At 53.4% G+C, this 26,441-nt stretch carries 24 protein-coding genes; 4 read left to right on the plus strand and 20 right to left on the minus strand.

Features of this window, described 5'->3' with window-relative positions:
* Positions 1–44: 44 nt before the first annotated feature.
* The 5 genes from ACE6ED_RS12385 to ACE6ED_RS12405 form a co-directional block, all read right to left on the minus strand.
* Positions 45–1,265 carry an ankyrin repeat domain-containing protein gene (locus ACE6ED_RS12385; RefSeq protein WP_410827469.1) on the minus strand — a complete coding sequence of 407 codons (1,221 nt, stop codon included), beginning with the start codon at positions 1,263–1,265 and terminating at the stop codon, positions 45–47.
* Between the two features lie 30 nt (positions 1,266–1,295).
* On the minus strand, positions 1,296–2,705 hold the full coding sequence (locus ACE6ED_RS12390) for a radical SAM protein (protein WP_410827470.1): 1,410 nt from the start codon (positions 2,703–2,705) through the stop codon (positions 1,296–1,298).
* A gap of 189 nt (positions 2,706–2,894) precedes the next feature.
* Complete coding sequence (locus tag ACE6ED_RS12395; protein WP_410827471.1) at positions 2,895–3,689, minus strand: prolipoprotein diacylglyceryl transferase; 795 nt, start codon at positions 3,687–3,689, stop codon at positions 2,895–2,897.
* Positions 3,690–3,701: 12 nt separating this feature from the next.
* Positions 3,702–3,959, minus strand: coding sequence for a B-box zinc finger protein (locus tag ACE6ED_RS12400; RefSeq protein ID WP_410827472.1), 258 nt, complete (start codon positions 3,957–3,959; stop codon positions 3,702–3,704).
* 108 nt (positions 3,960–4,067) lie between these two features.
* A complete protein-coding gene (locus tag ACE6ED_RS12405; RefSeq protein ID WP_410827473.1) occupies positions 4,068–5,846 on the minus strand; it encodes an ABC transporter substrate-binding protein in 1,779 nt (592 codons plus the stop codon).
* 214 nt (positions 5,847–6,060) lie between these two features.
* On the opposite strand from ACE6ED_RS12405, the gene ACE6ED_RS12410 reads away from it, so the two are divergent.
* Positions 6,061–7,305: an MDR family MFS transporter gene (locus ACE6ED_RS12410; protein ID WP_410827474.1), complete on the plus strand. Its 1,245-nt coding sequence runs from the start codon at positions 6,061–6,063 to the stop codon at positions 7,303–7,305.
* A 402-nt stretch (positions 7,306–7,707) separates the two neighbouring features.
* Here the strand turns inward: ACE6ED_RS12410 and ACE6ED_RS12415 are convergent, their stop codons facing one another.
* From ACE6ED_RS12415 to ACE6ED_RS12430, 4 genes are all read right to left on the minus strand, one after another.
* The gene (locus ACE6ED_RS12415; RefSeq protein WP_410827475.1) at positions 7,708–8,508 is read right to left on the minus strand and encodes a helix-turn-helix domain-containing protein; all 801 of its coding nucleotides are present in this window, start codon (positions 8,506–8,508) and stop codon (positions 7,708–7,710) included.
* A gap of 1,128 nt (positions 8,509–9,636) precedes the next feature.
* The gene (locus ACE6ED_RS12420) at positions 9,637–10,092 is read right to left on the minus strand and encodes a DUF5680 domain-containing protein (protein ID WP_410827476.1); all 456 of its coding nucleotides are present in this window, start codon (positions 10,090–10,092) and stop codon (positions 9,637–9,639) included.
* Between the two features lie 268 nt (positions 10,093–10,360).
* The gene (locus ACE6ED_RS12425) at positions 10,361–11,248 is read right to left on the minus strand and encodes an aldo/keto reductase (RefSeq protein WP_410827477.1); all 888 of its coding nucleotides are present in this window, start codon (positions 11,246–11,248) and stop codon (positions 10,361–10,363) included.
* Between the two features lie 200 nt (positions 11,249–11,448).
* Positions 11,449–11,958 carry a GNAT family N-acetyltransferase gene (locus ACE6ED_RS12430; protein WP_410827478.1) on the minus strand — a complete coding sequence of 170 codons (510 nt, stop codon included), beginning with the start codon at positions 11,956–11,958 and terminating at the stop codon, positions 11,449–11,451.
* Between the two features lie 183 nt (positions 11,959–12,141).
* Between ACE6ED_RS12430 and xerS the strand changes: the two genes are divergently transcribed.
* On the plus strand, positions 12,142–13,224 hold the full coding sequence (xerS, locus tag ACE6ED_RS12435; RefSeq protein ID WP_410827479.1) for a tyrosine recombinase XerS: 1,083 nt from the start codon (positions 12,142–12,144) through the stop codon (positions 13,222–13,224).
* A 243-nt stretch (positions 13,225–13,467) separates the two neighbouring features.
* On the opposite strand, the gene ACE6ED_RS12440 is transcribed toward xerS, so the two are convergent.
* The 6 genes from ACE6ED_RS12440 to ACE6ED_RS12465 form a co-directional block, all read right to left on the minus strand.
* The gene (locus tag ACE6ED_RS12440; RefSeq protein WP_410827480.1) at positions 13,468–13,974 is read right to left on the minus strand and encodes a DUF4178 domain-containing protein; all 507 of its coding nucleotides are present in this window, start codon (positions 13,972–13,974) and stop codon (positions 13,468–13,470) included.
* Between the two features lie 137 nt (positions 13,975–14,111).
* Positions 14,112–14,780, minus strand: coding sequence for a PspA/IM30 family protein (locus tag ACE6ED_RS12445; RefSeq protein WP_410827481.1), 669 nt, complete (start codon positions 14,778–14,780; stop codon positions 14,112–14,114).
* 42 nt (positions 14,781–14,822) lie between these two features.
* Positions 14,823–15,233: a prenylated flavin chaperone LpdD gene (gene lpdD, locus ACE6ED_RS12450; RefSeq protein WP_410827482.1), complete on the minus strand. Its 411-nt coding sequence runs from the start codon at positions 15,231–15,233 to the stop codon at positions 14,823–14,825.
* Between the two features lie 31 nt (positions 15,234–15,264).
* Positions 15,265–16,203 (minus strand): dihydroorotate dehydrogenase, encoded by a 939-nt coding sequence (locus tag ACE6ED_RS12455; RefSeq protein WP_410827483.1) that lies wholly within the window; start codon positions 16,201–16,203, stop codon positions 15,265–15,267.
* Positions 16,196–16,900 (minus strand): dihydroorotate dehydrogenase electron transfer subunit, encoded by a 705-nt coding sequence (locus ACE6ED_RS12460; RefSeq protein WP_410827484.1) that lies wholly within the window; start codon positions 16,898–16,900, stop codon positions 16,196–16,198. The genes ACE6ED_RS12455 and ACE6ED_RS12460 overlap by 8 nt, the downstream gene beginning before the upstream one ends.
* A 95-nt stretch (positions 16,901–16,995) precedes the next feature.
* Positions 16,996–18,030 (minus strand): NADH:flavin oxidoreductase/NADH oxidase, encoded by a 1,035-nt coding sequence (locus ACE6ED_RS12465; RefSeq protein ID WP_410827485.1) that lies wholly within the window; start codon positions 18,028–18,030, stop codon positions 16,996–16,998.
* Positions 18,031–18,304: 274 nt separating this feature from the next.
* On the opposite strand from ACE6ED_RS12465, the gene ACE6ED_RS12470 reads away from it, so the two are divergent.
* Positions 18,305–19,159 (plus strand): polysaccharide deacetylase family protein, encoded by an 855-nt coding sequence (locus ACE6ED_RS12470; RefSeq protein WP_410827486.1) that lies wholly within the window; start codon positions 18,305–18,307, stop codon positions 19,157–19,159.
* A gap of 66 nt (positions 19,160–19,225) precedes the next feature.
* Here the strand turns inward: ACE6ED_RS12470 and ACE6ED_RS12475 are convergent, their stop codons facing one another.
* Positions 19,226–19,897, minus strand: a complete 672-nt coding sequence (locus ACE6ED_RS12475) for a 3D domain-containing protein (protein WP_410827487.1) — start codon at positions 19,895–19,897, stop codon at positions 19,226–19,228.
* A 337-nt stretch (positions 19,898–20,234) separates the two neighbouring features.
* On the opposite strand from ACE6ED_RS12475, the gene ppk1 reads away from it, so the two are divergent.
* A complete protein-coding gene (gene ppk1, locus ACE6ED_RS12480) occupies positions 20,235–22,355 on the plus strand; it encodes a polyphosphate kinase 1 (protein ID WP_410827488.1) in 2,121 nt (706 codons plus the stop codon).
* Here ppk1 and ACE6ED_RS12485 read toward each other — a convergent pair.
* The 4 genes from ACE6ED_RS12485 to ACE6ED_RS12500 all read right to left on the minus strand — a co-directional run bounded on the left by ACE6ED_RS12485 (position 22,303) and on the right by ACE6ED_RS12500 (position 26,334).
* On the minus strand, positions 22,303–23,832 hold the full coding sequence (locus ACE6ED_RS12485; RefSeq protein WP_410827489.1) for a Ppx/GppA phosphatase family protein: 1,530 nt from the start codon (positions 23,830–23,832) through the stop codon (positions 22,303–22,305). The two genes, ppk1 and ACE6ED_RS12485, sit on opposite strands and share 53 nt — an antisense overlap.
* 169 nt (positions 23,833–24,001) lie before the next feature.
* A complete protein-coding gene (locus ACE6ED_RS12490; protein ID WP_410827490.1) occupies positions 24,002–24,724 on the minus strand; it encodes an amino acid ABC transporter ATP-binding protein in 723 nt (240 codons plus the stop codon).
* The gene (locus ACE6ED_RS12495; RefSeq protein WP_410827491.1) at positions 24,711–25,370 is read right to left on the minus strand and encodes an amino acid ABC transporter permease; all 660 of its coding nucleotides are present in this window, start codon (positions 25,368–25,370) and stop codon (positions 24,711–24,713) included. Before ACE6ED_RS12495 ends, ACE6ED_RS12490 begins: the two co-directional genes overlap by 14 nt.
* A 115-nt stretch (positions 25,371–25,485) precedes the next feature.
* Positions 25,486–26,334 (minus strand): transporter substrate-binding domain-containing protein, encoded by an 849-nt coding sequence (locus tag ACE6ED_RS12500; RefSeq protein WP_410827492.1) that lies wholly within the window; start codon positions 26,332–26,334, stop codon positions 25,486–25,488.
* Positions 26,335–26,441 lie beyond the last annotated feature (107 nt).

Raw genomic sequence — 26,441 nt, forward strand, 5'->3', positions numbered from 1 at the left:
TGTCTCCTTTGACTGCCGCTGGTTCTACTTTTTAGCCTAGGCCATTATTTTTTGGCGAAATAAGCCACGATCTCAAGCTGCCCGTTGGCTTCAGCCTTTTGCAGCGGAGTGGCTCCCTTCCCGGTGCGTCCGCTTGGAAGCTTGGGGTCTGCCCCGAACTCGCAGAGCAGCTTGACCATCTCCAAATTCCCATGCTGCGCCGCCTCATATAACGGTGTCTCGCCGTCCTTGTTCACTGGATCCGGATCAGCACCGCATTCCAGCAGCGCCTTCGCTCCTGCCAGCTTTTGAAATTGACAGGCATAATGCAGCGGCGTCCGGCCGTATTGTTCTTTTGCTTCCAGGTTAACGCCATGATCGGCCAAGGTTTGAATGCCGGCCGTTTTTTCGTAATAAGCCATAAAATGCAGTGGCGTTAACCGGCTCGTCTTGCTGTCGATTGCATGAATATCTGCGCCGCGGTGCACAATGGACTCGATCAGCTCCCGGTTATTGCTCCGGGTTACCAGGAACAGCCCTTTTGCTTCGACCAAGCTGCGGTTGCCTTCCGGGTCTGCCTGCGACAGGCAAGTGATCATGTCCTCGTTATCCGTCTGGTAGGCCAGCTCCAGCGGCGTCATTTTTGCGTGTTTTACGGAAAAATCCGCTCCTGCTTGAAGCAGCAGCCCCGCCATGTCCAGATTTCTGTGCTTAACCGCCAGATGCAGCGCCGTCCCATACCCGGACATTTTTTGATTTAATGCCTTTTCCCCAATGCCTTGAAGCCGCTCTTTCACAAGCTCCAGGTCATTCCGATAGCAGGCATACAGCAGCGTCTGCTTGAACTTCTCCCCTTTGACCGCCTTCTCCAGCAGTTTCCGGTCATAATCACTGTCCGGTTCAATTTCATAATACGTGTGGGCCACCCAAACGAGCGCCTGCGAGCATTCGAGCAGCGGGTTCAAATCATTAAAAAAACGCACGTCTGTCTTTGCTTCCTTATCCACCTTTAGTCCAAACGCCGTCCACTGGCGGTCCCCGGAGTCATACATGCTCCGGATGGCATCCATAACTTCCCGCGAATCCTGCAGTAGATCTGCGGATTCCCATTTGCCTTCACGGAAACGGTACACCTGATACGTTGTCACGATCTGATCACAGAAGCCGAGCAGCAGCCGCGCGTCTTCTGACGTGTCCAGGCTTTCGGTTAAACGGGCTTGCAGTTCGGTCATCTCGTTTGGGCGCCGGATGTCTTTTTCATTGGAATGGAGTGTAGTATGGTTCATCTGGTTCGCATCCTTCAGTTATAATGTCAGCTAGTCCCATGCCGTTACGATTTCCCCTTTGATCTCCTTTAGCAGCTCTTCTTTGTCATCCCGGTAAAACAGGTTGTAGGTGTCAAACGGAATAATCCGTCCGTCCGGATGCGCGATATGTACGCAAGATTTTTTGACCGAACGCACGTCAAAGTTATGGGCATCCAGAAACTGCATGATGATGATCCGGAACACATTATCATATCCGATGTTGTCCGGCACGGCGGCCAGCGGCAGACAGCAGAGCAGGCTTTTAAGCGACAAGGCCGACGACGCCGGGGAGTGACCGGTTGACAGCAGTTCAAACAGCTTGCCGCGGATCACGGGATCTTGTTCAAAAACAATAGTGTTGCTATCCCCCTCAAGCAGCAGCTGCGGATCGATCATCCGCGTCAGCGGAATGACTTCTCCTCCGAGCTTCAGCGCATAACCCATAGCCAGACTATCCGGATGACAGGGCACCGGTAAAATATCGTCGGCGTTAAACACGCCCGACTGGTCAATAATCATCTGACGGACTTCGCTAACGGTCAGCCGGTCAGTTGCCGAATTATAGCCCTCAAGCCGGCCTGCGGCCTGGATTGGCTGGATCGTCACGCCGCGAACTGCTTTCTGTTCCAGTCCGTACCGGATGATGTCACCGATTTCGGCGTCGTTTAGTCCTTTTTTGAGCGTGACGACCAGTGTGGTGGAGATGTTGAATTCGTTTAGATGCCGGATCGCTTCGTCCCGGATTCTGCGCAGGTCGGCCCCTCTCAGCTCCTTCAGGACGCCCGCGTCAAAGCTGTCAAACTGCAGATAAATCTCGAAGCCCGGCATGTATTCGGCCAGTCGCCGCGCAAACTCCCGGTCCTGGGCAATCCGGATCCCGTTGGTGTTGACCATGATGTGCTTGATTGGACGGCTTTTGCATAAATCCAGGATTTCAAAAAACTGCGGATGTGTTGTAGGCTCGCCCCCGCTGATCTGTACGATGTCCGGTTCCCCTTCGTTCTCAACGATCCGGTCCAGCATAAATTCAATTTGTTCCATTGAACGGTAGGAGGTCCGGTGCGGCGAAGATTCGGCAAAGCAAATCGGGCACTGCAGGTTGCAGTGATCCGTAATTTCAAGCAGCGTTAGGCAGCTGTGCTGTTCATGGTCCGGACACAGTCCACAGTCATAAGGGCAGCCGTATTTAATCGGTGTGTTCCACTGCAGCGGCATTTCGGAAGGCTTAATAAATTCCCGGGTCCGGTGATAGTAGGCCACATCCGTGGAGATTAAAACTTTTTCCGGTCCGTGCACAAGACAGCGCTTGACCATATAGATCCGTCCATCTTCCTCAATAATCTTGGCCTCCGCCTTGCGGTAACAAATCGAACAGATGCTGGTGGTCAGTTCATGATATAAATAAGGACGATTAGGCATAAATAAGGGCTCCTTCGTTCTGGCTTATTGAGCTTATTGAGCTTGTTGGGCTTGTTGGCTTACTGGGCTTTAGAGTTGGGCCTTATTAAATTTGATCTTATTGAGCTATGCCTTATTGGCGGGCTCATTCAGAGATTGTCCATCAGAGAAACAACACAGCAAAGAAGCGGCAGTTCCAGTTTCAATTTCTCACTGCGGAGCAGCCGGCTGGCCGGATGCTTTAAGCCGGAACCCTTTGCGGATTAGCAGCGCGTAATACACGAGTCCCGCAATACAGGCCAGCTGAATATTGTTTAGTCCAAAATAAGGATGCGGGGTTGGCTTGATGAATTCGGAAGCAAACCGGTAAGCCAGATAACCCGCCATAAACCATTGAAACATGCTGCCGGATATGTACCTTCCCTGCTGTTCAAAAGCAATCTGCCTCCGGCTTTGGCGGTACAGCGGGATCAATGCGATGCCGAGCAGAATCAGAAATCCAAATTCATATAGCTGGGCGGGATGTCTCATGATGCCGTCGCCAAAATCAACTCCGGTAATCCAGTTCGTCGGTGTACCGTGCGTCCGGTCCTCCAGGCCGGTCAGGAAGCAGCCGATCCGGCCGATCGCCATTCCCGCGATCAGGGGGTAGGCGTAATCATCGCCGGTAGACCGGGTCCAGCCTATCCAGCGTTTGGTTAGCTCCACGCCAATTAATCCGCCGAGCAGGCCGCCGACAATCGTTTTGCCGCCCCAGAGCAGATGGAACTGCCGCAGCTGTTCCCATGTAGCCGCAGGGTCTTCCAGCCAAAATAACAGCTTGGCGCCAAGCGCCGCTCCAAGAATTGTTCCGCCCAGCAGCAGCAGGCTGTCCAGCTTGGACATGCCGCTGGGGCGGCGGGTCCACAGATATAAGCGAAACCCGATGAAATAAGAGAGTGTTTCAAACAGCACATGCGGATGAATCCGCCAAGACCCCAGATTGATATACACCGGAAAATCCATCAGTAATCTCCTCTAGTAGGAATAGATCATTGCTCCGCAAATCGCAATCGCCAGCAGCCCGATACCGCCAAGCACCGCCAAAATACCAACGGCCAGTTTGAGAAAGGTTGATTTTGTTTCGGGAGCGGGTTTGTACAGCGTTTCGCCGCAGCGGTAACGGCACACCTTTTTTTCGGCATCAAAACATTCTTCGCACACCGGCTTGCCGCAGCGTACGCATTGGCCAACCGCTGCGCGCTGTGGATGGTTCATGCAGCGAAAAGTTTCCACTTGATCACCTCTTTTGGGGGTATACCCCTATTGTAAACGCTGCAGCTGCATCCGGCCACCCGTGGAGGCTCTACTAGGCAACCTAGGAAACCAAGGAAACACTAAACACTAAACACCCGCCTGCTTGACCCACAGCTTGGAAATGTCCAAAAATCCAAAAGCCCCGGCGCTTTGTCCATGCAGCCCGCCGCTTAGACTGGCGCGTTTGTTGAGATGGCAGCCGTAGAGCAGCCAGCAGCTGCCGCGGACCATCTTTTCCGCTTCTTGGATGCAGGCCTGTCTTTCCCGGTGATCCAGCGCCACTGCCGGAGCAAGCACGGACTCCAGCCGCTCGATTGTCCGGTCGTCCATCAGCAGATGCAGATAGTTGCTTGCGTTCAGGTAATAATTCATAATACCCCATTCCCAGTCATCTTCAAGCACTTCTTCCGCCAGGAGCAGGTCGGTTTTGGCGGCCAATTCACGAATATCGCTATGTCCCAAAAAAGGATGCAGCTTCAGATTCAGTCCCGCCTGTCCGCATCGTTTGAGCAGCCATTCCGCCTCTTCTTTTTCCTCTTTTTTGAAGGCGTACGCTAGGGTAAGCGGCTCCCCCCGGTAATCTCCACGCTTCAGGAGTGCCGCCGCCTCATCAAGCGAAGTTTCCTCGAACTTGCTTGTTTGACTGACCCAAGGCAAAAAACTGTCGGCAGGCCGGTACCGGTTACCGCCCAATTCACGGATCATTGCACAGCGGTCATATAAAATCCGAAAAGCCTCGCGGATTTCCAGCCGCTGATGAATACCCGGTTTCCGCATATTAAACATCAAATACCGTGAACCAAGCGCCGGATAATCGACGCTGGAATGGTATTGGCTCCAGGGAAGCAGTTCCTCCTGCTCTCCATCCGGCAAACGGTACTCCCGGTCGTTGCTCAAACGTTCCGGAAAAAACCAAATCTCCACCCGGTCCAGCAGCGGACGGTACCCGTAATAGCCGTCAAATGCCTCCAGCATCAGGCAATCCCCGTTCAAGTCCGCAATCCGGAATGGCCCGGTTCCGACCGGAACGCCCGTGAACTCCAAATCATTCGGGAGAATCGACAGAAACAGATTGGCGGTCAGATGCAAGAAAAAGCGATTTGGCGTCTTGAGATCAAACCTGACGGCATATTCCCCCACTGCTTCCACACCTGCAATATCCCTGTACTGCCAGAGCGCGGAGCTGCCGACGCGAAAAAGCCGGTCCATCGTCGCGGTCACATCGGCCGATGTCAAAGTCCGGCCATGATGGAACCGGACACCTTTACGCAGATAGAACGTCCAGCTCGTATAGTCCAGATGATGTTCCCAGTGATGGGCCAATCCCGGCGTGAACCCGCCTGTCTCCGCATCATAAACGACCAAAGTGCTGCACACCTGGCCGAGCAGGTAAGCTTCAAAAGCAGTGAAGACAAAAGCGGGATCCAGCTTCTCCAGCTTTCTGTTGCGCATCATCCGGAGAACATCGCTCTGCGAAGGAGATCCGGGGTTGGAATGCAGCCCCATCTGCCGGTTAAAAGCGGCCCACAGCCGTTCTTTTACCGGGCTCCCGATGTCCGGACAGCCGATCAACTCCATTGCTTCCTTTACCTTGCCCTTATCCATCATCGCCAGCAGCCGCTCTTCGAGCAGCTCTTCCAGCCTGCGGCTGAATATCAGGCTGGATGTATGGCCCCGTCCTCTTCCCGGTCTCCATTCGATCAGGTTTTTTTGTTCCAGCCGCCGTAAAATAAACTTAACGTTGCGGGGCGTGCAGCACAGCAGTCCTGCCAACCGTTCGATCGTCACCTGCACCGGCTCGGAAGGACGGTCGGGGAGCTGAAGTGCGGCGGCCAGGCGGATGTAATGCATTTCGTTTAATTCCATCGCATAATCGCTCCTAAAGGTGAAAAGTGAGGGAATAACCTTACACTTTTTCTTCCCCTTTTTTATACTACAATTATACATACTACCTGCCATTCGGAACACCGGATACTCATCAGGTTATATAGCAGCAGGGTACTTTCATGATCAACAAGGCTATCCTGTTCGTGATTCGTACCGGTAAGCAGCAGCAATAAGAAAGAAGGCGATACTAACAATGAAACACATTATTCGCACCACCCATCCTTTGGCCTGGACTATTATTATCGGAACCATGTTTGGTCGGCTCGTGACCTCCATGAGCATTCCGTTCCTCTCGATTTACTTGACCCAGGTGCTTGGCGCTACGCCGCTTCAAACCGGCTTCACCGTAGCGGTAAGCTCGCTGGCCGGCGTCCTGGTCAGCTTCTACGGCGGTTATGTCTCGGACATTATCGGGCGTAAAATTGTCATGCTCGTGTCGGTATTCGGCTGGGCTTCGGTTTTTTTCGGATTCGCCGAAGCGCGGCATTTATGGGTGTTTTTTCTGATGAACACTTTAAACGGGTTGTGCCGTGCCGTCTTTGAACCCACATCGCGGGCCTTACTGTCTGAAATTACACCACCCGATCATAAGCTGCTGGTATTCAACATGCGGTATGCGGCTGTTAATATCGGCGTTGTAGTTGGGCCGCTTGTCGGGCTGCAGCTTGGTTCAGCACAGTCCACCTTTCCGTTCCTGATTTCCGGCGGAGTCTACATCCTCTACGGGCTGGTGCTTATGCTTCAGTTCAAACGGCACCGTTCCACCCTGCCGGTCAAAGCTAAATCGGCCGCTCCCCGTCTGGCTGAAGCTATGGCGGTCACCGGCAGAGACAAGGTGTTTCTGCCGGTGTTGATCGGCACTACCTTTTGTGTATTGGGATATGGCCATTTCGGCTCGACGATGGCGCAGTATCTAGCTTCGACGCCATTGTTTGCTGACGGGGAGCGCATTTTCTCATATACGCTTACACTTAACGCCGTCACCGTGCTGGCCGTGCAGTACCCGGTAGTCCGGACCGCACGCAAATTCCCGCCGATTGTACCGCTTATTTTGGGCAACATCTGCATTACAGTCTCCCTTATTCTTGTGGGCTTGTCGCAGGGGATCGGTTTGCTGCTGTTCAGCATTGTGCTATTTACGGTCGGCGAAGTCCTGCTGTTCACAATGATGGATATGCTGATCGACCGCATTGCCCGTCCCGAGTGGAAAGGCACCTACTTCGGCACAATCGGATTCAACAACATCGGTAACGTGCTGGCTCCGGTGCTTGGCGGGCTGATGCTGGGCTGGTTTGGCGGCGAACATGGGGCCGCCGTGTTTACTCCGCTTGCGCTGATGACAGCGATCGGTTTGCCGTTTCTCCTGCTCGCTCACCGGCGGCTTACGGCCAGAGAACAATCCTCTCCCCCTATTTCCGCCGACAGCCGGGCGGTTTAGATTGAAGTTGCTTCTTCCTACAGACTTCTTCAACAAGCTTCCGAGTAAGTCGGAGGCTTGTTTTTTTTATTTAGCGGCAATAATCATACCTTCCATACTAATGCGGCTTGCCAGCGGGTCGCTTCTGTTCTAACTCTGACTCTAACACTGACTCTACCTGTGCCCTGTGTGTACGGCCCGGTTGAGGCTGGGTTTGTTTACTACCATGTATTTGGATGCGAGAAAGGAGTAGTTTGATCGTATTGCGGATGAGGCGGGAGCGATAATGTTTTTTCTATTATGAATTTTTCATATGTTGAAATTATCATTGTTCAAGACAAAAAACACACGTTTCTAGGAACGTGTGTTTGGATTCTTATTAACGCGTTGTTCGGAACGGACCGCTTCATTAACGGATTAGAACTAAGGCTGCAGTCGTGCCGGACTGTATACACGGCTCAAAAAGTTTTTCATCAGCACAGACAGCGAAATAAGAATCGGCGGATCATCAATGGCCGGCGGATACAGGTACACATCTTGATATGGAACGGCATGGGTCTTGTCCACTACAATAGGGGTCCGGCTTCTAGTCCGCAGGGTGGATTTGGGCACCAGCACTTCTTCCGCCTGTGAGTTCCAGGACACGGATGTTGCCATCAAATAATATGTACCCGGACGAACTCCGGTAAACCGGAATCCTCCAAAAGACGGCAGCACCGTGCCGTACAGCGGCAGGCCTTCCGGTATCGGTTTCGGAAACAGTCCAATCAAAATTACGCCCTCAAGGCTTTCCGCGGAGCTTACCCTGCCCTGCACCTCTCCAGCGCTCGGCTCCACTTCCCTCCTATCGTTCCAGTCCGGCAAACCGCGCAGGACCGACAGCTGCTCGCCGGCCTCCCGAACCGAGTTCCGAAAGTCATTGGGCGTCATTCCTACCCGCTGCGTAAACCGTGTCGTGAAGGTGCCTAAACTCTGCTGGCCAATTTCCATCGCAACATCGCGGACCGGGAGGTCACTGGAAAGGAGCAGCTCTTTCGCCCGCTGCAGCCGAAGCGAAGAAATGTAATACAGCGGCGGAAGCCCATACCGTTCCTTAAAAATACGCGAGAAATGAAAAGAACTGTAGGCGGTGTATTTCGCCAAGCGGTCCAGCGGAAGCGGCTCGTCCAGATTCTCGTGAATGTAACGAATTGCGGCATCCAGCGCCCTGTGCCTTTCATTCATGGATTCCGTTCACCTTCCTGTCGATGGCATCTGTGCGGACGGCCTCTCTTTTACAGGAACATCCGTTCGCAACTTTATGACCATTCTACCATAATCTATCAGCGCCCGAAAGGTGAATTCCATTAAAATTTGTACTAATTTTCTATGGTGTTAACTCAGCTTTCGCAGAGCGAATACCAGCTAAGCTCTAGTCCTGGCGCGGATTTAACCGCAATAAAGTAATCGTCTTGAAAAATATAGAAAAACACCGCATCGCCCGCGGCGAACGCACCGCTCGGCGTGCTATTTTACTTACGGTGCGATGAAATTAACACCCTACACTGTGCGGTTGCCTTGGCGCAACTCATAAAACGGCTTAACAAAATTACGACTTAGGTTGGGATGAAATGCTCCACCCTGATTCAAAGTCAACTCCAGCACTGGATCTCCGGTTTGCTAAGTGATCTCAAGGCGTATTTGCCAATCTCAGGCTGCGCTGCCGATCGCAGACTGAGAAAGTTGAGTTAATAAAAGCAGCGGCAGACCAAGACTTGATAAACAATATCTTGGACTGCCGCTGTTGTCGTTGAACGAACTGGAACGAATCCTCTCCTGTGACACACCCGCAGCGGATTCTCACCGAACGCGATACCGAGGTCTTTCCGGACCCAGCGGACGTTATTTTTGAAATTCTTGGGCTTTTGGTGTGCCTTGCAGACTCCAGAACCGTTATTCGTCCCGAAAACACCCATACGATCGATACTCCGCATAAATAAGTGAAGCTGAGTCCGTCACTTTGCCAAAACACGGAATAATCAGCAAATAAAATCTCCTGAGTCCGATTAGAAAGTCATAGGGGAGGTCAATGCAGAGCTGCCTCAAAAGGGCTCCATAATGTGGAAAAGCGAGACTGTGTTCAGGCAGAGAATGTTGTTATAACGTAGAGTTACGTACTTTTCTTGCTGGTATGGTTGGTCACACTACCATGATCGCCAACAAGTGAGGTACTTTTTGTTCAATAAAAGTAAATCTATTGATTTTTTTTGCTCACTCAAGGGTCTATGTCACTTTTCCAGCTCCGAAAGTTGATTATCTAATATAATCCGTTTCTATTTTAATCTGTTATGAAATTTTCATATGTTGAAATAATCATAATTCTTCCGTTTCAATCGCCCCTCCGTGAAAGAGGCATTCATATACTTTGGTCTTGCGGCAAAATATCTCCTCCGAACCGCAAAACCAATCCTTGCTCCCCTGCACCGAACACTGATACGTATAGGCATCTCTTATATACAGCTTAGGTCCCCGGTAAGGTGATTCATGCGGCACGTGCCATAACGCTTCTTTTAAAAAATCGCCATTAAACTCCTCCGCCAGCACCCGTCCTGCATAATTCATCGCCCAAATCGGTTTGCCGTCCAGCCATACCCCCTCCTGTCCGGCAAATTTGTTGCCGCCCAGGTACGTATCCAGGTAGCGCAGCCGGCCGTCGATATACTCCAGGTCATGGGACATGGGCCGTGACGACGCAATTTCCGGTCCTTTGCCGGCATAGGTGGCTCGTTTTGCTTCGATTAAAAAGTCGATCATTTTACGGTTCATCATCTTTGCGCCTCCGAATATACTTTTACATTCAGGGCGTGACAGCCAATCCGTTCACAAGACAGACGCATTGCCTGAGCTGTTTTGAACTGGCAGCTTGTAAGTCCGGGCCGAATGGACTATCACGTTCTATCTTTTATATCGACGTTTTGCGTGAAAACGATTAACCGAAGCTTTAGCCCCCTTCGTTTCCGTTCGAAAAATGCAAAACAGGCCAACCACTTAAACTCTGGTTGACCTGTCTCAAATGCTGCCGTCCGTATTTTAAACTTCAGGTTTGTCCTACCCAATCGTTTCCGGCAACTTCTTTCCAGCGGGCGCGAATGCGCTCATATTGTTCCTTCGGCAGCTCGCCCTGTTCCAGCAGACGCGCGTTTTCCTGCCAGCGGTCCGGTTTGTTGGTCCCAACAATCGCGGTGTGAACGCCCGGGGTGCTGAGTGTGAAACGAAGGGCGATGCCTACCCCTTTTTTTACATCCTGCAGAAAATCGTAATTCAAATCCCGCAACCTATTCCAATATACAAACGGGTATGCCGTTTCTTCCATAGTCTCAAAAGCCCATGCCGCGTTGGCAATCGGCCGTTTGGCCGTCACGCCCATGCCCTGGTTAGCTGCTTCCGCAAGCGTCAGGTCGATGACCTCCTGATCCGCGATGTTCACCGAAGTTTCGAGGCTGTCGAACACCCCGGTTTGAACGGCATACAACGCATCGTTCCGGTCGCCGCTGTAGCCGATGTAACGGGTTTTGCCGGCTTCCTTCGCCCGCTTCAGCACTTCGATCACGGCGCCCTGGCGCAAAATCTCTTCGCTGCAGCTGTGAAGATGGATCATGTCGACATGGTCGGTACGCAAGCGCTTCAAGCTCCGGTCAATACTTTGCTCCAGCATCAGCGGATCCCAATCGGGCAAATCGAGCCCTGCGGCATGTCCGCATTTCGTGAACAAGTAGTAGTCATTCCGCCGGTTCGCCAGCACTTTGCCGATCAGTTCTTCGCTGTTTCCGTAGCATTCCGCTGTGTCAATCAGGTTCAGTCCGGCGTCGAGTGCGCTGCCAAGCAGCCTGTCGACCGTCTGCTCGTCCGACTGTCCGATTTCGGCTCCGCCGAATCCCAGCACACTGACTTCCATATCCGTACTGCCATACTTCCGTTTCTCCATTCATGCCGCCTCCTTAAGCTGGACTACTGCAGGATACTATCGGTGGTTCAAGACACATATGCCTTTCCTTACCCGAAAACGGTTTCACCAAAACAGCTCACGCATAAATTAATCAGGTTAATCATTGGTTGGAGCCGCTTCCTGCCGGGCATTAACTGAAGCCTTGCTCGACCCCACGTCTACAGGCAGAACTGCTGTTTTCACTTCTTAATACGGCTAACATTTAACGTGCTGAAGTATTGGCTTGGATTGCCCTGTTCCGGATTAAAGCGTTCTTGAAACTCTCCACCCGTATACTCCCCAATGACCCGGTGCCAGAACGTGCGCGCAGGCAAATTCGCCCGGACCTGAGACACCTTCCACTCGCCCGGAAACATATCAAACAGCTTGTGGGCAGCCCAGGTGCCCACCCCGCTGCGGCGGTATTTTTGCATCACAAAAAACTCGGTCATGTAATATTCGCCTTCCGTGCTCCGAAAAAGACGGTCCACCAGCGCAAAGCCGGCCGGGTTTCCATCCGCGGTGATCAGAAAGGCATATTTGCTTTTGCCGCTGCTCCAATAGCTGTCCAATCCAGGATAAGCCGGAAATGAACCGTCTTTGTCGACATCCAGATCCAGATAACGGGTAAAATCGTACAAATAGAGCTGCATCAAGCGCACGATGACCTGCTTCCGATACCTCGGAACCAAATCGATTCTGAGTTCCATTCTTTCACCTCTGTACGATGGGTTTACTGCGGTTTACTACCCATCATATAACTTTGTCCCCCCAGGAGCAAGCTGGGCAGGTTCAACCGTCCGTTCGGGTCATTTACCAAGTCAAGCCGCCGGCTTCAAAATCTGGTAAGATAAAACTACGGAAAAAAGCACTTAAAAAGAAGGTGATCCCGAATGAACATCCAAAAAACCGCTGACCGCAAAAAGCTCGATGAAAAACTGCCCGAGATGCCGTGGTTTGTCCAGCAGTTTATCGATTACAAGCTGCCGGACCTCTCCCCTTCTACGCTGCTTGAATATGTGCGGGACTATGAATCTTTTTTCGGCTGGCTGCGCGCGGAAGGCATCAGCCAGGCGGACAGCAACACCCAAATTACGCTGCATGACCTGGAAACGCTGCATATGGACAGCATTACAGGATACCGGCTATTTTTGACCACACGCGCCGAAGGAGCCAACTCAAGAATCACGGTATCCCGCAAACTGTCTGCACTCCGCTCGCTTTTTCACTATCTCAGCCAGATCGCCGAAGACGAGAACTTCTACCCGCTGCTGAAACGCAACATTATGGCCAAGGTGGAAATCAAACGAATTCATAAACCCAAAGACACGGCTGCCAAGCTGAAGGGTAAAATCCTGGAGGATGAAGAACTGCTGGAATTTGTGGGCTACATACACGAGGGTTACGGCAAAGACGTGGAAAATAACAAGCAGGCAATGTACGCTTACGAGCTGAACCGGGAACGGGATGCCTGTATCGCCAGCCTTATTCTTAATTCCGGGCTCCGCGTCTCCGAGGTGGTGAATCTGAATCTCGCGGATTTGGATCTGAACAATAAATTGCTGTATGTGTTCCGCAAAGGCAACAACGATGAAACGTTCAAGACACCGGTGTATTTTCGCGAACAAGCCAAAGACGAGCTGGCCGCTTACCTGCAGCTCCGGCAGAACCGCTACAAGACGCCCAAAAAGGAAAAAGCGCTGTTCGTCACGCTTCCCAACGGCCAGCAGGAAGGCAAGCGAATGACCAAACGCGCTATTCAGGAAATGATTATTAAATACGCCAAACGGTTCGGCAAGCCGTATCTTACCGTCCATAAGCTGCGCCATTCTTTTGCCACCGATTATTATCTGCAGAACGACATATATAAAACCAAGGAACAATTAGGCCATGCTTCCACGGAAACAACCGAGGTTTATGCGCATCTTACGGACAAAACGATGTCCGAAGCGATCGAGCGCCGGAACGAAGCCTGAGCATCCAGCCGGCCGTTTTTCCAGCCATGCCCGTCCGCGCCAAGCGGAGGGCATGGCTGCTTTTTTGCGCGACGACAGGTGGATTCTAATGTGAATTTTTCACATGATGAGATTTTCTGTAACTCCGCCCTGCGGGACCTGCTGAATGGCACTACAGTTTACCTGCGGCGTCTGCTTCCAGTGCATGCAAAAAAGCGAAGAAGCCGTATCCAGCCCTCCGCTTTTTTAATAGATCATTTTCCGCTAGGATGCCCGGATCACGCGTACATCGCCGGAAAGTACTTTTTCGCCTTCGTACAGCATAAAGCGCCCGTTATGCCACTCGATCCGCAGCAGATGAAAATCATCGGATTGATACTGCCAGACATGCTGATTTCCGCCATTCATGAACGGCGTCTGGCCTGTTACCGCCACATAGCCGTCATACTCTTCCTCCAGATAGTAAGTGCGGTCGTCCAGCTCCATCGTGGCAGGGACCTCGGACGGGTTATCCAGCCGGCCGTCGATTGGTTGATACAAGCTGTACAGCAGCTGCTCCCGCTCCTCGATGTGCAGATATGAGATCCGGCTGCCGTCGCGCAGGGTAAGCACCACGGCGTTGCGTCCGCGGTTATTGACCCGGCCCGTGACTTCGTACGTTACGAGAGAAACCTCGCAAATGTCTCCGGGGCTGAGCTGAAGCATGCTCTTCTCCGCGGCGGGCGGCTGCGGTTTGGCGAACAGGCCGCCGATTCGCTTCCATAAACTCATTGTTACGTCCCCTCTCCCGCGGTCATCCTCACAAACGGACGGTAGCCGCGCTCATAAACTAGGCGGAGAAAAAACGCAGGCCGCGTCTCTTCTCCGCCTTGTATCCCACTTTACGAATCCCTAAACAGGATGAACGTTTAGTTCTTCTCGTATTGCTTCATCAGGGCGGCCAGCTCGTCTTCGACAGCGGAATCTTTGTTCAGCTTCTCGAATTCATCGTCAAGCGACTTGTTGCCCGAAGCCATTTCGTTGCTTGCTTCCGCCTGAGCTTCGGCCTGAAGCATCTTCTCTTCCATCCGCTTCATGCCCGCAGACGCCGAATCCGTGCTGAATCCGCTCATTGCTTTGTTGATTTCGGTTTGGGCTTTGGCGGCGTTGTAACGCGCCACTAGCGTCTCCCGCTTGTTTTTCATCTGCGTCAGCTGCTTGCGCATTTCTTCAAGCTTAAGGCGCAGGTTGTCGGCAGAAGCCTTGTTCTGGTCGTAGCTGGTCTTGTATTCGGCCATCTTCGTTTCGGCCGACTTCTTCTCTTCCAGCGCGCGGCGGGCAAGATCCGCATTGCCGGCCTGTGCTGCCGTGTGCGCCTGCTGGTTGCGCTTGTTGACCAGCGCTTCCTGCTCTTCGTAGAGCTGCTTGAATTTTTTCTCAATAGCGATTTGGGCGGCTACCGCTTTCTCCGCGTCTTCGAGATCTTCTGTCATATCCCGGATGTATTGATCCGTCATCTTAATCGGGTCTTCCGCCTTGTCAATAATGGCGTTAATATTGGACATCGTTAAATCGCGCAGTCTTTTGAAAATCGACATGGTTCATTCCTCCAAGTAGGTTTGATGGTGAACGGCCAATCGCTAACGGACTTCTTCGCCGCTAAAAGGCTCATTTGCTATCCTATACGCAGGGAGTGCCGCCGCCGTTTCACAATTCGCGGACAAATATTCCGAAAATTTGCTTTCGGCCGACTGAATTACCCGCCCAAGCTGTTCCGGAGTGAGATCGTCATAATGAATGCCCATGATCACCGTCACGGTCACCCGCAACGCTTCAGCCGCCCGGCGGGCAAAATCCGCCGACAGCGTATACTCCTTATGTCCGGGAACCGCCGAGGTGTCGACCCTGATCTTTCCTTCCGCCGCGTAGGCCGTGGAGGATGCGCCAATATGCGCCGCGCCGCCAGTGATCAGCAGCACCCGGTCGGCTCCGGCCCGCAGCTCCGTAATTGTAATATCATCCGGCAGGCCGGATGCGTCCCGAGCAGGCATCTGGTTCCCCTCCCATTATATTAACCTATTTTCAGACAATTCCTCGGATCTCATCCAAAGAATGAACGCCTTCTTCCGCCATCCACCGCTCCAGTCCTTCAAGCAGCTCCACTCCCGCGCGCAGCCGCATAAAGTTATAGGTCCCTACCTGCACGACAGCCGCACCCGCCATTATGAATTCGACAATATCGGTGGCAGACGCGATGCCGCCCATACCGATGACCGGGATGCTGACGCGATGCGCCACCTGATGCACCATCCGGAGCGCCACCGGTTTGATCGCAGGGCCCGAAAGTCCTGCATACAGATTCTCGAAGACGCTGCGGCGTCTGCGCACGTCTATCTTCATTCCGGAGATCGTATTGATGAGGGACACGGCATCCGCGCCTTCAGCTTCACACATCTCCGCCATCGCAGCAATGTCTTCGGCATTAGGCGACAGCTTGACCGCCAGCGGCAGCCGGGTTGCCCGCCGCACCGCACGGACGACTTCTTGAGCGGCGGGAGTTCTGATGCCGAAGGCGATGCCGCCCTCTTTTACATTGGGACAGGAGATATTCAGTTCGATCATATCGACCGCCTGCCGCCCCGCACGGGCTCTGCGGTCCGCGTCTTCCTGGATCAGCTCCGCACCGCGGACATAATCCTCCAGCGTTCCGCCTCCCAGGTTCACGATTCGTGCGGTATCAAGCGTTTCCCAGTAGGGACATTCCTTTTCCAGAAAAGCCGGGATGCCCGGGTTCTCCAGCCCAACGCTGTTCAGCATCCCCGACGGCGTCTCAAACACACGAATCCCGGCATTTCCGGCCTTCGGATGGAGCGTTAGTCCTTTGCCTGAAATTCCGCCCAGCATGGAGATGTCGTACAGCTTCGCGTATTCTTTGCCGAAGCCGAAGGTGCCGGAAGCCATAACAATCGGGTTTTTGAACCGTACGCCGGCGATGTCCGTGGTCATGGAGGAATCAGCCATGGAAGACCACCTCCTCTGCCTGGAACACAGGGCCGTCTGCACAAGCCTTGCGCTGCCCGTCCCGGCACGATACGCTGCAGACGAGACAAGCCCCGATACCGCAGGCCATGCGGTTCTCCAGCGACAGATAGACCTTCACGCCGCTTCCCTGTTCCCGGGCAGCTTCGGCCTTCTGCTGCGCCGCTTTCAGCATAGGCTGCGGGCCGCAGACAAACACATGGTCATATTCCATATAATCGATATGCTCCAAAATCAGCCCGCCGATATTCACCGTAAGCTTGGCTGCATGGGAACGAAAAGCTTCTGTCCGGTATGCGTCACGGCTGAATCCAAGATAGACGTCCGAGCCCGGAAGCTCCTGTGCGCAGTAGTAGAGCGGAGCGATGCCGATCCCGCCGCCAACCAAAGCGACCCGCCCTTGGACGTCCGGAAACCCGGTACCAAACGGCCCTTCCAGCTGAACCGGATCGCCCGGGCGGAGTCCGGACAGGAGCCGCGTCCCTTCTCCGGCTACATGGTACAAAAACTCAATGCCGTCCTGTCTCAGCGTATGGATGCTGAGCGGTCTGGAAAGCACCGGATACTCCTCCCAGCCCCTGAGCATATAGAACTGTCCCATGCTTCCGCCGTATGCTCCCTGCACGCTCATCAGGAAGACGTCTTCTCCCACCGCCACATTTTCAATTACCGTCCCCACGTTATCAAGCTCCTTCAAATTTTATCTTATTAAAGATGCCTGAGAAGGAGCCAAAAATCTGTGATGAACTTCACACAAAGGGCTGCAAAGAGCGGTTATCTGCGTTTCCATATGCCGCGGTTATACGGCTGGGGCACTTCGGTCACGCCCCCTAACGCCTCTTCGGCATGCAGCGCCCAATACGGATCGCTCAGCATTCCGCGGCCCACGGCAACCAGATCCGCTTCTTCGTCCCGAAGCACACGTTCCGCTTCCTCGAAGGACTCCAACCGGCCTACCGCAATGACCGGCACGTTCAGCCCGCTGCGGATGTAAGCGGCCAGTCCGCTTTGATAGCCGGGTCCGGCGCTTGGCCCCCCGCCAGCACCAATCGGCCCTTCGCCCCCGGAAGAGATATGGAACAGGTCAACACCCGCCTCCTGGTACCTGCGGCAGAACTCCAGCGCATAATCCTCCTGGTACCCGCCGTCTACATATTCGCGGGCGGACACCCGCATCAGCACGGGCATGGAAGCCGGAACAACCTCCTTTACCGCTTGTACGACTCGAACGCCAAACAGCGCCGGATCGGCTCCGTATTCATCGTCTCTGCGGTTGGTAAGCGGAGAATGGAACTGGTGGATCAGATAGCCGTGCGCACCATGGATCTCCACGGTATCGAATCCGGCTTCAACCGCTCTGCGAGCGCCTTCCCGGTAAGCCGAAATCATAGCCTCAATGCCTTCTGCCGTTAATGCGGACGGTGTCTTGGACTGCTCGTCGAACGGGATGGCGGACGGTGCAACAGGGGGCTCCGCATCCACCGCTTTGCGGCCGGCATGTCCAAGCTGAATCCCGATTTTGGCGCCGTATTGGTGCACTTCATCAACCAGCTTGCGGTATGCGGGGATATGCTCGTCACTCCAGATGCCTGTATCTTTATTGGTAATCCGCCCATCGGGATGGACTCCGGTCATCTCGACAATAATGAGGCCTGTGCCTCCAACCGCGCGGCTGACATAGTGGACATAATGCCAATCCGTCGGCACCCCGTCCTCTTTTTCAACAGAATATTGGCACATCGGCGGCATGACAACCCGGTTCTTCAGCTTCAAGCCTTTCAGTTCGTATGGGGTAAACAGTCTGGACATCTCTTTTCCCATCCTTCCGTTTGTGTCTTCTCTTTCGGGACATGAAATCCCGCTCTCTCAAGTATACACGCTGATACACCCCGTTCAAAACCGCACTCCTTTTCCCTCTTGGGCATATGAAGCAGGCGAGATGGGGATACCAACGTATGACCTGCTTTCTTAAACGTGCGATGCTTCCACCGTACCACTGCACATGCATCTGACCAGGATTGCTAACTTCAAGTCTTGCGAGAGGCATCAGGCAAAATCCAGCAACAACCAAGGAGGTTGACCAATGAAACGATTCCGGCGGCATCTCACCGTGTCCACTCTGCTGTTGCTAGCCGCGGCCGCTGCGCTTGCGGGATCTGAATTCGAATCCGTTTATGCGGCACAGGCGTTAGGCCGTACAGAATCCCAAGGTAAAGCCGAAGCAACCGTCATTCACTATACCGCGCTGCCCCGAAAAAAAAGGGACGAACGCCGTACCTCGGCTCCCGCGCTAAGCCAGCTGATCCACAAATATCCGGACACCTTTCTTGTCCGCGGTCCGGCGGTCAAACGGGCGGCATTAACCTTTGATGACGTCCCCGATCCCCGGTTTACCCCGCACCTGCTGGATGTGCTGAAGCAGCAAAAGGTAAAAGCGACGTTTTTTGTTGTGGGCAGCAGAGCCCGAAAACATCCGGCGATCGTACAGCGCATCGTGCGGGAAGGTCATATTATAGGCAACCACTCTTACAGTCATCCCCGGTTCGGAAAGATGAGTGTGGGGCCTTTCCGTGATCAAATCGAACGGACCGAAACCGTGCTGCTGCGTCAAATTGGTTACCGACCGCTGCTGATCCGCCCTCCTTACGGAGAGATTACCGAAGACCAGCTGCTTTGGGCAAAACGGCGCGGATACCGGATCGTTAATTGGAACGTGGATTCATCGGACTGGAAAAGCCTGCCCCGCCGCAAAGTCGCGCTCAACATTTTGTCGGCCGCGGGGCGCGGGTCGATTATACTTCAGCATGGCGGAGGCGGACGCGGCTCCGACCTGAACGGATCAATTGACGCCCTGCCCGAAGTGATCGCCTCGCTGCGCAGCCGCGGCTACCAGCTCGTTACGGTTCCCGAACTGCTTGGCCTGCCTAAGCGTAAATAACCCCTGCGTTAACGCCAAAAAGGCCCTTTCCGCAGCAAATTAGCGAAAAAGGCCTTCCTTTTACATTTATGAATTAATCACAAACAGCTCGACTTCCTGGTATCCAAACTCCCGGACAAAACTTTGGCTTCCCGGAATAAAAATATCAATCCGGCTGCCTTTGATGGCGCTGCCCTGGTCGGTCGCCGTTGCTAAAAAGGCTTCTTTTGGCAGACCCGGGTGGGCATGTCCGGTAACCAGCACTTTGGTTCCCATCGGGATGACACTGGGGTCAACGGCAATCGTTCCCAAACGGAGCGGGTTGCCAAAATAATCGACCGCTCCCCATTTGCCGTTTTCGCTTGCGGCAGAGGAATAGGCGGACGCTTTTACTTTGATCGTTTTATCGTATGTAAATGTTTTGCCCCATGCTTCTACCTGCTTGGCCTCAGGCTGAACAGTCAATCTTGGTCCGGCTATTTCAGATTCGGCGGATGCCGTCTGTTTGGCGGCCGGCTTCACCGCATTTGTCCCGGGTATGGTCAATTTCAGACCGGGGTATACATTGGTTGGACGAACGGACGGATTAGCCGCAAGCAGCCGGTCAAGTCCAATGCCGTATTGTTTTGATAGCAAATAGAAAGTGGTGTCCGCTTTGGCGGTATACGTCGTCTGCGCATGAACCGGGCCGGCATACATAACGGATGTGATGCCTAGTACGGCCGCAGCTGCGCGAATCCATGAAACTCGGGTCTTCATTCAGGCCTCCTTGTAAAATCGGCGGACATTTCCGCCTTTCGGTTGTGAAATCATTCCTTAGTTGGATCGGCCTTCTGAATATATCACAAATTTGTAACCTGTGCCTAAGTAATTGTTACCATTCTGATATTTTTTTGTCCTGGGCGGTTATTTTTTTGGATAGGCCGTTTATCTTATTTACATATAAATAATTATGTTAACTAATCTGTGCGGAATTTGTTTTCCGTCTCGTTTGCATGTCAGATTTTACACAGATTTAACAATTGAGTCTTTGCGTTGCAGTAGAATAATAGAATAGGATAGTAAGTAAAGAAGAACGAGTCACTACGGAGGACCCATGAGCCAAGAAGCCAATAAAACCATTCACCCCCATGATTCATCCGCCTACCTGAACCGGGACCTCAGCTGGGTGGAATTCAACCGCCGCGTATTGGCGGAAGCACAGGACAACGACAATCCGCTGTTCGAACGGGCCCGGTTTCTCGCCATCGTCTCCAGCAACCTGGATGAATTCATCAGCGTGCGCGTTGCCGGTGTCCAGGATCAGATTCGGGCAGGCTACACGAAAAAGGATTTTACCGGGTACACCCCATCCGGTCTGTACAAACGGCTGTTCAAACGCGTCAGCAAAATGGTGGCGGACCAATACCGAACCTATAAGGACCTCACCCGGCATCTGAATAAAGAGGGGATTGTGTTCGTTGATTACGAAGATCTCACCCACGCCCAGGAGCAGGCAGTCGAAGAATATTACCGCGACATTATTTTCCCTGTCCTGACGCCGATGGCGGTTGACCAGAGCCGTCCTTTCCCGCTTGTGCACAGCCTGTATATATATTTGGCGGTGGTCCTGACCAAGGAAAACAGCAGCGATCCTGATGAAGAACCTTACTTCGCGATCCTGCAGATTCCATCCAATCTGCCCCGCTGCATCCCGCTTCCGCACCGGGCGAATAGCAAGAAACGCCAGTTTGTTTTTATTGAAGATGTCATTACGCATCATATTGCGACCCTGTTCAGCGGGTATACGCCGGTTGCAGTTAACGGCTTCCGTTTGACCCGCAACTCGGACCTTACAATTGATGAAGAAGGCGCGGAAGATCTGCTGGAGGAAATCGAAAAGGAGCTGCGCAAACGCCGCCGCGGCGTACCTGCCCGCCTGGAAGTACAAAAAGGGATCCATCCTTATGCACTGGAGCAGCTTCAGGCGGAATTCGAGATCGACGATTTTGTATTCGAAACGGACGGACCGCTGGATCTCGGGTTTTTGCGCAACTTTACGAACAGCTTAAAGGGCTACGGGTATCTTAACTTTCAGCCGATCGACCCCGTCTACCCTGCCGAGTTTGATGAAAATGAGGATTTTTTTGAGGTGCTCCGGGAAAAAGATGTGCTTGTTTATCATCCGTACGAGTCGTTTGACGCGATGATCGACTTTATTACCCAGGCGTCAGAGGACGACCATGTCATGGCGATCAAAATGACGCTGTACCGCGTCAGCGGCAACTCGCCGCTGATCCAGGCGCTGGCCCATGCCGCGGAATCCGGCAAGCAGGTAACCGTTGTAGTGGAGCTAAAAGCGCGTTTTGACGAGGAACGCAATATCGCGTGGGCGCGCAAGCTGGAGCAAGCCGGCTGCCATGTCGTCTACGGCCTCGTCGGCCTGAAGACCCATGCCAAGATTACGTTGATCGTCCGGCAGGAAGGCAATGAGCTGCGGCGCTACGTGCATGTCGGCACAGGCAACTACAACGACAGCACCGCCAAGGTTTACACGGATATCAGTTTATTTACAGCCCGCAGCGAAATCGGCTTGGACGCATCCGAGCTGTTTAACCAGATCACGGGGTATTCGACCATTCACAGCTGGAACGCGTTTGTGGTCGCCCCGACGAATATGAGCCTGTCGCTGCAGAAACTGATTCTGCGCGAAGCCGAACATGCCGCTGCTGGACGGCCTGCGCGCATCATTGCCAAAATGAATTCCCTGTCCAACCAGCAGGTCATCGACGACTTGTATACCGCCTCACAGGCCGGTGTTTCAATTGATCTGATTGTCCGCGGCGTCTGCTGCCTGCGGCCGGGTGTGGAAGGATTAAGCGAGCGGATCACCGTACGCAGCATTGTCGACCGCTTCCTTGAACATTCCCGGATTTATTATTTTGAGAACGGCGGGAATCCTGAAGTCTATCTGTCCAGTGCGGACTGGATGACCCGGAATTTGACGCGGCGGGTAGAGCTGATGTGTCCGGTTAGCGGCGAGGATATCCGCAGGCAAATCGTCCGGATTCTTGAGATTTCGCTGGAAGACAACATGAAGTCCAGCTTCCTGCAGTCCAACGGATATTACGAACGCGCGGACGACAAAAAGGCCCCGTTCCGGAGCCAGTTCGCCGCGATGGATGTCAGTTTGTGGAAGGGACGAGGAGCTTTACCTTCAGGCCCCACGCGCTCTTAAACGCTTTGGCCGCATTGTCGATCTCTTCGAGTCCGATCAGGACGGGCTGCGAGCTCTCCAGCTCCACGTCGAGCGTATGCCCGTGGAGCTTGGCCCGTACTCCCCGGACGATTCCGGTCTCGCTGCCGTCAAACGAGGCGCACAGCTGTACGAGCGTCCCCAGTTTATGAATCCATTCTTCGTCGGAAGCCAGCAAAATGTCCTTGTGTGCCGCGGACAATTTCTGCTTCCGGCTTTTTGTGCTGTAGGAGGCGATTTGTGCCGCAAGCACGAGCTGGCGGTGGGTCAGCCCCCGAATTGGCGCGTTCATCAGCCAATACCGGGTGTGGCGTTTGGACTGGAAGTAATTGACGCTGGAACCGATATGCTGCAGCATAATGGCCGCGTACAGCAGAATTTTGTGCTCCTTTGTACCCGCTTTGCCGACAAGCTCCCCGTACAGCGCTTCAGCCAGCCGGTATACCCTGATCAGATGCTCCTTGGAAGAAACTCCATGGAACCGCAGTTGTGTGCCGATGCTGTAGTCCAGAGCGCTTGGACGAACCGGGTGCTGCGGACGGAGCAGATCATGCAGCATCCCTTCCCGCAGTCCCTCTCCGCTGATGACTGCGCGCGATGCCCCTACGTAATGAAAGACCGTATGAAATATAATCAAACCCGAGACGATAATATCGGCACGGCTTTTTGACAGCCCCTCCAGCTCTTTACGCTTATCGTAAGATAAGGCAGGCAGCGTCTGCATAAACTCATCAATTGTCTCCGCAGGCATGGTGTACCCGTGCGATACTTGCAGCGTATAGCTGCGGCGCTTCTGATCCAACTTGCCCAGCGACCGGATCGTGCCGCCAAGGCCAATCAGCGGCAAGCCAGGTTCGCCGTTTAACCACGGACACTCCACCAGCCGCCCAAGCACGTAGGTCTGCAGCTTCCGCACCCGTTCGGCGTCCCAATTCCCGTCCTGTCCAAACATTATATTGGTGTTAACTGCTCCAAACGGAAACGAAATACTGTGCTTATAATTGCGGTCCTGGAACAAGGTGATTTCCGTGCTGCCCCCGCCGATATCCACCACAAATCCGTCATTGATATCAAAAGCGTTAATCACGCCGAGAAAACCAAAATATGCTTCGTCTTTACCGCTGACGATTTCAACTTTAAGCGAAGCAGCTTCCGATAAATAAGCGATGATTTCTTCGGAATTCCGTGCATTCCGGATAGCGGCCGTCGCGCCGGCCCGGATGCGTTCGGCGCCAAATGCTGCGCATACGTCCTGAAACTGCTGCAGCACCGGAACAACTGCGCTCAGGTCCGTGACCTCCAGCCTTCCATCCGGTTTGATTTTCTCGCTAAGGCGTGCGGAATACTTGCATTCTTTAATGATTTTGTACCCTCCCTCCGGCGTCGTGTCATAGATGACGAGCCGAATGGAGTTCGAGCCGATGTCAATAATGCCTGTCCGGCCTGGATGATTGGTCATCGTATGTACTCCTTCGTATAGGGGTTCAGATTATAGTGTACCTTATATCCATTGCCTAATAAAATAAAATTACACCTGCCCCCCGTCCTTCAAACTTCAACAAGGATGCCGGCGGGCAAAAGAAAGCGGCCTCGGGTAGACCACCCGGGGCCGCTGTTTGGCTTGTCGATTACAGCACCTTGCTGAGAAAATCCTGAGTCCGCGCGTGCTTAGGGCTGCCGAATACCTCGGCTGGCGTCCCCTGCTCGACGATTACGCCGCCGTCCATAAACAGGATCCGGTCGCCAACCTCGCGGGCAAAACCCATCTCATGCGTCACGATGACCATCGTCATGCCGTCAAGCGCCAGCTTTTTCATAACCTCCAGCACTTCGCCGACCATTTCGGGATCAAGCGCGGATGTCGGCTCGTCAAACAGCATTACATGCGGCTGCATGGCCAGCGCGCGGGCAATCGCAATCCGCTGCTTCTGTCCGCCGGAGAGCTGTGCCGGATAAGCATCCCGTTTATCCTCCAAGCCCACGGTGCGGAGCAGATCCATCGCGATTTTCTCCGCTGCTTCCGGCTTAACGTTTTTCACTTTGACCGGCGCCAGCGTGATGTTCTGCAGCACGGTTTTGTGCGGAAACAGGTTGAACTGCTGGAACACCATGCCCATTTTTTCGCGTGTGACGTTGATGTCATGCTTGCGGTCCGTGATGGATTCGCCTTCAAACCGGATTTCGCCGCCGGTCGGTACCTCCAGCAGGTTCAGACAGCGGAGCAGGGTGCTTTTGCCGGAGCCGCTGGGACCGATCACAACCACAACTTCGCCTTTGTTAATGTTCAGATCGATCCCCTTCAGAATTTCCAGCTTTCCGAAGTTTTTTTTCAGGTTGCTAACGGCGATCATCCGTATTCAGCCTCCTTTCAAGGATTCCAAGCAGCTTGGATAACGTAAAGGTCAGCACAAAGTACATCAAAGCGATGACAACCAGCGGTGTAAGCCCGTCATACGTAATCGTTGTGATGGTACGCGCCTGAAAGAGCAGGTCCGTCACGCCAATCATCGCCACAATAGACGATTCTTTAATGATGGTAATAAATTCGTTGCCAATCGCCGGCAGCACGCTTTTGAGCGCTTGCGGCAGCACGATGTAGCGCATGGTCATGCCTTGGCGCATGCCGAGCGAACGGGCCGCTTCTGTCTGTCCCCGGTCAACACCCTGAATGCCGGCGCGGAAAATTTCGGCCAAATAAGCCGAGCTGTTAATGGTAAGCGTGATCGCCCCCGATTCGATCGGGGTAAACTCCATGCCGAACACCGGCAGGCCGTAGTGAATCAGGAACAGCTGCACCAGCATCGGCGTTCCGCGCAGAAACTCCACCCAGGCGGTGGCGATCCAGCGGAGCGGCGCAATCTTCGACATCCGCAGCAGCGCGACCAGAATGCCGAGCACAAAACCGCAGACCACACCGATGAGCGCAAGCAGCAGTGTATACTGCAGCCCTGTCAGGAAAAAGCTCCGGTATTCCATTGCCATATCAAATATCTTCATAATAAAGGCGTCCCCTCCCTCTCCAAAAAAATAGAAAAACAGCGGGTTCTCCGCCATTTTCCTTATCCGTGAACCAGAGCTGCGGACAGGCAGCTCTGGTTGGTCTTAAGTATCGTTATTCCGCTTCAGCCAGCTCGCTCGCTGCGGCTACATACTCATCAATCTTGCCTTCGGAACCCAGACGTTTCAGCGTCGTGTTGATCTGCTCCAGCAGTTCGGTGTTGCCTTTCTTCACGCCGATTACATAACCGTCGTCTTCGACCGGAGGTTTCGCGTCGGTAATCACCAGGCCTTTAACGTTCTTGACAAAGGACTTGGCAACCGGACCTTCGATGATCGAAGCGTCCACCCGGTTGGATTGAAGCTGCAGCACGATGTCGGAAATTTTACCAAGCGAAGTCAGCTGGGCGTTCGGGATTCCCTTGGCGATTTCTTCTTGAATCGACCCGGTTTGTACACCGATCTTCACGCCTTCCAGCGATTCCATCGTGGCGAATTTGTCTTTGTCCGCTTCACGAACGACAACCGCCTGCTCCGCTTTGTAGTAAATGTCGGACAGGTCAACCGCTTTGCGGCGTTCTTCCGTCGGACTTAGACCCGAGATGACCATGTCCACGCGTCCGCTGGACAGCTCGTTCAGCAGGGAATCAAACGGCAGGTCCTTGATGACCAGCTCAGCGCCCATGTCAGCGGCGATATCTTTTGCGATGTCGATGTCAAAGCCCACGATGGTGTCTTTGCCGTCGATCATTTTGTGGAATTCGTAAGGAGGAAAGTCCGCGCTGGTACCAAGCGTCAGCGTTTTGCCGGCAGTTGTCGCTTCGGCAGTCGCTTCCGCTGTAGGCTGGTTACCGCCCGAGCCGCTGGCGGCATTTTTACCTGCGTTATTATTATTCTGGCCGCAGCCGGCTAGTAGTCCCACGGCCAGCAGCAAGCCCAATGATAGTTTGCCCCATTTCTTCATTAGTGTCTCTCTCCCATTCATCTGTAAGTTTATTATCATGACCGATTTATTATAAATCACCCCGCATGATTATGCAAAGGCAATTTTATGACTTCTATTACAGCATA

This window comes from Paenibacillus nanchangensis, from assembly GCF_046543445.1.
Lineage (GTDB): Bacteria > Bacillota > Bacilli > Paenibacillales > Paenibacillaceae > Paenibacillus_AQ > Paenibacillus_AQ nanchangensis.

Coding starts and splice junctions, on each gene's coding strand:
- ACE6ED_RS12445 (WP_410827481.1), bottom strand. CDS start 14,780: ATGTCGATTTTCAAAAGACTGCGCGATTTAACGATGTCCAATATTAAC.
- ACE6ED_RS12495 (WP_410827491.1), bottom strand. CDS start 25,370: ATGAAGATATTTGATATGGCAATGGAATACCGGAGCTTTTTCCTGACA.
- ACE6ED_RS12430 (WP_410827478.1), bottom strand. CDS start 11,958: ATGGAACTCAGAATCGATTTGGTTCCGAGGTATCGGAAGCAGGTCATC.
- ACE6ED_RS12455 (WP_410827483.1), bottom strand. CDS start 16,203: ATGGCTGATTCCTCCATGACCACGGACATCGCCGGCGTACGGTTCAAA.
- ACE6ED_RS12390 (WP_410827470.1), bottom strand. CDS start 2,705: ATGCCTAATCGTCCTTATTTATATCATGAACTGACCACCAGCATCTGT.
- ACE6ED_RS12410 (WP_410827474.1), top strand. CDS start 6,061: ATGAAACACATTATTCGCACCACCCATCCTTTGGCCTGGACTATTATT.
- ACE6ED_RS12500 (WP_410827492.1), bottom strand. CDS start 26,334: ATGAAGAAATGGGGCAAACTATCATTGGGCTTGCTGCTGGCCGTGGGA.
- ACE6ED_RS12465 (WP_410827485.1), bottom strand. CDS start 18,030: ATGTCCAGACTGTTTACCCCATACGAACTGAAAGGCTTGAAGCTGAAG.
- ACE6ED_RS12425 (WP_410827477.1), bottom strand. CDS start 11,248: ATGGAGAAACGGAAGTATGGCAGTACGGATATGGAAGTCAGTGTGCTG.
- ACE6ED_RS12470 (WP_410827486.1), top strand. CDS start 18,305: ATGAAACGATTCCGGCGGCATCTCACCGTGTCCACTCTGCTGTTGCTA.
- ACE6ED_RS12395 (WP_410827471.1), bottom strand. CDS start 3,689: ATGGATTTTCCGGTGTATATCAATCTGGGGTCTTGGCGGATTCATCCG.
- ACE6ED_RS12405 (WP_410827473.1), bottom strand. CDS start 5,846: ATGGAATTAAACGAAATGCATTACATCCGCCTGGCCGCCGCACTTCAG.
- ACE6ED_RS12420 (WP_410827476.1), bottom strand. CDS start 10,092: ATGATGAACCGTAAAATGATCGACTTTTTAATCGAAGCAAAACGAGCC.
- ppk1 (WP_410827488.1), top strand. CDS start 20,235: ATGAGCCAAGAAGCCAATAAAACCATTCACCCCCATGATTCATCCGCC.
- ACE6ED_RS12475 (WP_410827487.1), bottom strand. CDS start 19,897: ATGAAGACCCGAGTTTCATGGATTCGCGCAGCTGCGGCCGTACTAGGC.
- ACE6ED_RS12385 (WP_410827469.1), bottom strand. CDS start 1,265: ATGAACCATACTACACTCCATTCCAATGAAAAAGACATCCGGCGCCCA.
- ACE6ED_RS12490 (WP_410827490.1), bottom strand. CDS start 24,724: ATGATCGCCGTTAGCAACCTGAAAAAAAACTTCGGAAAGCTGGAAATT.
- ACE6ED_RS12440 (WP_410827480.1), bottom strand. CDS start 13,974: ATGAGTTTATGGAAGCGAATCGGCGGCCTGTTCGCCAAACCGCAGCCG.
- lpdD (WP_410827482.1), bottom strand. CDS start 15,233: ATGCCTGCTCGGGACGCATCCGGCCTGCCGGATGATATTACAATTACG.
- xerS (WP_410827479.1), top strand. CDS start 12,142: ATGAACATCCAAAAAACCGCTGACCGCAAAAAGCTCGATGAAAAACTG.
- ACE6ED_RS12415 (WP_410827475.1), bottom strand. CDS start 8,508: ATGAATGAAAGGCACAGGGCGCTGGATGCCGCAATTCGTTACATTCAC.
- ACE6ED_RS12485 (WP_410827489.1), bottom strand. CDS start 23,832: ATGACCAATCATCCAGGCCGGACAGGCATTATTGACATCGGCTCGAAC.